This is a genomic window from Pseudomonas sp. HMWF006, from assembly GCF_003061205.1.
Lineage (GTDB): Bacteria > Pseudomonadota > Gammaproteobacteria > Pseudomonadales > Pseudomonadaceae > Aquipseudomonas > Aquipseudomonas monsensis.
The window spans coordinates 4,802-8,774 of sequence record NZ_QAIU01000348.1 but is presented as its reverse complement, the minus strand read 5'-3'; the positions used below and the strand labels follow the sequence as shown (position 1 = coordinate 8,774).

3 protein-coding genes are annotated in these 3,973 nt (G+C 63.4%); all 3 read right to left on the bottom strand.

The features are described 5' to 3' along the window. Positions 1-1,043: collagen-like triple helix repeat-containing protein (locus tag DBR24_RS14270; RefSeq protein ID WP_177490555.1), on the bottom strand; the 1,043-nt coding region annotated here is incomplete at its 3' end. Between the two features lie 476 nt (positions 1,044-1,519). Next, positions 1,520-2,374 carry a MaoC/PaaZ C-terminal domain-containing protein gene (locus DBR24_RS14265; RefSeq protein WP_128615083.1) on the bottom strand — a complete coding sequence of 285 codons (855 nt, stop codon included), beginning with the start codon at positions 2,372-2,374 and terminating at the stop codon, positions 1,520-1,522. A gap of 2 nt (positions 2,375-2,376) precedes the next feature. Further along, positions 2,377-3,729 carry a 3-oxoacyl-ACP reductase gene (locus DBR24_RS14260; RefSeq protein ID WP_128615082.1) on the bottom strand — a complete coding sequence of 451 codons (1,353 nt, stop codon included), beginning with the start codon at positions 3,727-3,729 and terminating at the stop codon, positions 2,377-2,379. Positions 3,730-3,973: the final 244 nt, after the last annotated feature.

The window sequence follows — 3,973 nt, the reverse complement described above, 5'->3', positions numbered from 1 at the left end:
GTACCACCGAGACCGCCGCCAAGACCGCCGCCGACGCCCCCTGAAGCGGTGCCGTTGTCCACCAGTCCGCCGGCTTTGCCGACCGCCGTGCCGACGTTGCTCAGGGCGCCGCCGACCGTATTGGTCAGCGCGTTGCCGTTGCCGGCGCCGGTCACTTTGTCGCCCACGCCGTCAACCGCAGTGCCGACTTGTTTGATCAGGCCGTTGAGTGGAGCGCCGAGCCCGGTTGCATCACCGACTTTGTCGGTGGTGCTTTCCACCATGGCAATCACCGGCACCAGCCCGTTGCCGACACTCTTGGTCACGGAACCGAGCGGCCCGGTGGTGGTGGCGACACTGAGGGTGTCACCGAGCATAGTGACTTTCTCGCCAACACCGTCGAGCACCGGTGCGACTTTGGTCACCACGCCGCCCACCACGGGAACGCTGTTGGTGGCGGTGGCGAGCTTGCCACTCAGGTCCGAGACGCCGCTGCCGACATCCGCGACCACGCCGCCGACGGACGACGCGGTGACACCCAGACCGTTATCGACGGTGCCTAACTTGCCGATGCCGTTGGCCACGCCATCACCCAGTGTGGTGACCACCTTGCCTGCTGTTTTGGCGGCGCTTTGCACCACGCCACCGACCACAGGCACGGCGCTCAGGGAGTCGCCGACCTGACCGACGCCAGTGCCGACGCCGGCGACGGTATTACCGACATCCTGGACCAGGGTGCTGGTCACCAGTGGTGAAGGTGTCGGCGTGGTCGGGGTGGTTGGACCACCTGGATCGGTCGGCGTGGTTGGTGTTGTCGGGGTGGTCGTGCCACCGGTTCCGCCCGTGCCGCCAGTGCCGCCAGTGCCCGCAGTACCACCGGTGCCACTTGAACCACCGGTTCCACTGGTGCCGCCGTTAGCCGCTCCTGGTGCCGCGCCATCGGAGGATGAGCTGCCCGAACTGCTGTGATGACCGCCACCGCCACTGCTGCAGCCGGCGAGGCCGAGGGAGAGGATCAATGCCAGAGTAATTGCCGATTTGCACCACACGTCTTGAGTTTTCATGATTGAGATTCCTTGCACCTGTCACAACATTCGTCGTTTTCGATGGCTCGCCGATCTGTCGCCGGCAATGCCTCGTCCGTGGTGCCAATCTCAATCGCGCGGTCAGTTCACGCCATTCTCAAGTTGGTATTAACGCCTTTATATATAAGGGGCTGCGCAGTGCCTAAGAACTAATACCGGGGTGATAGGCAGGCAAAAAAAAGCCTTGAAAATCAAGGCCGGGTTTTTTGCCGCAGGGAGCAAAGCGGGAAGAAAAACTTAAGTGATATATACAATTTACAGGCTTGCCCCGCCAGTGAAATGCACGCAACGGAGCATCTGTGGCGAGGGGATTTATCCCCGCTCGGCGGCGCAGTCGTCGCAATCAGATGTACCGGGTGTATCAGATTCACCGCAGGTGCTTGTGCTGGGGCGGCTGCGCGCCCCAACGGGGATAAATCCCCTTGCCACAGGCAGCAGGTCATTTTTCCGGTTGTTCAGGCCAGCGGCTGCCACTGCCCAACCATGTGCTGCAGATCCCCGGCACCCACCAGGCGCAATTCACCGCTGGACCCAGGCGCGCTCGCCAGCAGTGTCACCTCGCTCGGCAAGCGCACCGGTTTGCGAAAGTGCACGGTGATTTCCAGATTCGCCCGGGGCAAGTGATCGGCCAGCGCTGCCAGCGTGCGAGCCTTGTTCCACAAGCCATGGGCGATGGCCGTGGGGAAGCCGAATACCTTGGCACTCGCGGCGCTCAGATGAATCGGGTTGTAGTCTCCGGACACCCTGGCGTACTGCCGGCCGATGTCCGTCGGGGCTTTCCAGTGCGCCACTTCCACCAGCGTTTGCGCGGGCTCCCAGTCCTGTTCGGGCGACTCGCCTGCCAGTTTCACCCCGCGACAGAGCATGCGGCTTTCGGCTTCCCACAGCGGTCCGAGCTGGTCGTCCAGAGTGGTCAGCACATCAAACGTCGCGCCCTTCGGATGCGGTTGCAGGTTGAGCACGCGAACGCTCACTTGCGCGCGACTGATCCCGCCCATCGGCCGCACTACGCGGATGCAGTTGCTCAGGTGAATCAGCCCCAGCAGCGGAAACGGAAAGTCTTTCTCCGTGAGCAATTGCATCTGCAACGCGAAGGCGAGGATATGCGGATAAGTCGGCGGCAACAGGCCGTCATCGGCAAAGCCACAGACCTTGCGATAGGCCGCCAGTTTTTGTGCGTCGACATCGACCCAGCAGCGCAAACCGCTGTCGGGCAACTGGGTGCCGCTGATCTTGCGACGCGTCGCGGCCCGCACATACAGGCCGGGCAGGCGCGGTTCGCGGTCGAGGGTGTGCCATTCAATGCTCATGTCTACGCCCCCAGAACACTTTGGCCGCAGACCCGCAGCGCCTGGCCGGTGAACGCGCCAGTGCCCGGTTGCGCCAGCCATGCCACCGCTTCGGCGACGTCCTGGGGCAAGCCGCCCTGGCCCAGTGAACTCATGCGCCGCCCGGCTTCGCGCAGGCCGAACGGGATATGCGCGGTCATTTGGGTTTCGATAAAACCCGGTGCCACGGCATTGATGCTGATACCGCGCTCGAGCAATGTCGGGGCCCACGCCTGAGCCAGTCCGATCAACCCGGCCTTGCTCGCGGCATAGTTGGTCTGCCCGCGGTTGCCGGCGATGCCGCTGATCGAGGCCAGCAAAATCACCCGTGCGTTGTCGTGCAAGGTGCCGTTGTCGAGCAGGGCCTTGGTCAGCACTTGCGGGGCGTTGAGGTTGACCGCCAGCACCGCGTCCCAGAATTCCGGGGTCATGTTGGCCAGGGTCTTGTCACGGGTGATGCCGGCGTTATGCACCAGAATGTCGAGGCCGTCCGGCAGGTGTTCGATCAGTTGCGTGGCAGCGTCTTCGGCACAGATATCGAGGGTGATGCTGCGACCGCCGAGGCGCGCCGCCAGGGCATCAAGATCGGTCTTGGCCGGCGGCACGTCGAGCAGAATCACCTCGGCGCCATCACGGGCCAGCGTTTCGGCGATGGACGCTCCAATGCCCCGCGCGGCACCGGTGACCAGCGCCTTGCGCCCGGCCAGGGGGCGGGTCCAGTCGGTCACTGGCGTAGTGCACGCCGTCAGCCGAATCACTTGCCCGGAAACAAACGCACTTTTCGGCGAAAGGAAAAACCGCAGCGGGCCTTCCAGCTGATCTTCGGCGCCTTCGCCGACATAAATCAGTTGCAGGGTGCCGCCGCTGCGCAGCTCCTTGGCCAGCGAGCGTGAGAAACCTTCCAGCGCCCGTTGCGCGCTGGCCGCAAAGGGATCGCGCAGGGTTTCCGGCGCCCGGCCGAGAATCACCAGATGTGCGCTGTGCTCGAGATTTTTCATCAGCGGCTGAAAAAACTCGCGCAACTGCTTGAGCTGGTCGGTGTGCTGCAGGTCGCTGGCGTCGAACACCACGGCCTTGAGTTTCGGGCCGTGGCCGGGAATCCACGCGGCGGCCATCGAAGGTTCGGTGCCGTAGCTGTAGATCGCATCGGTCAGGCGGTTGGCAAAGGTATTGACCCGCTCTGCCAGCGGCCCGCCACCGAGCAGCAGCGCACCGTCCACCGGCCGCAGGCGCCCGGTCTGCCAGCGTTCCAGTCGCACCGGCGACGGCAGGCCCAAAGCCCCGACCAAACGGTGGCCGATGGACGAGTTGGCGAAGTCGATATAGCGGTCAGACATGGAACGCTCTCCAAAAGTTGGGGTTCAAAGTGTGGACTACCCACGGCAATCAATCGTTCGATCCACGCAATAAGGCCTACGCTAGAACAGCAGAGTAGACCACCGACCCTGTGGGAGCTGGCTTGCCAGCGATAGCGGAGTGTCAGCCACTGAAAAGGTTGGATGTGCCGGCCCCATCGCTGGCAAGCCAGCTCCCACAGGGTTCTCTATGAACCCGGATATTCAACAAGGAGTTATTCATGAG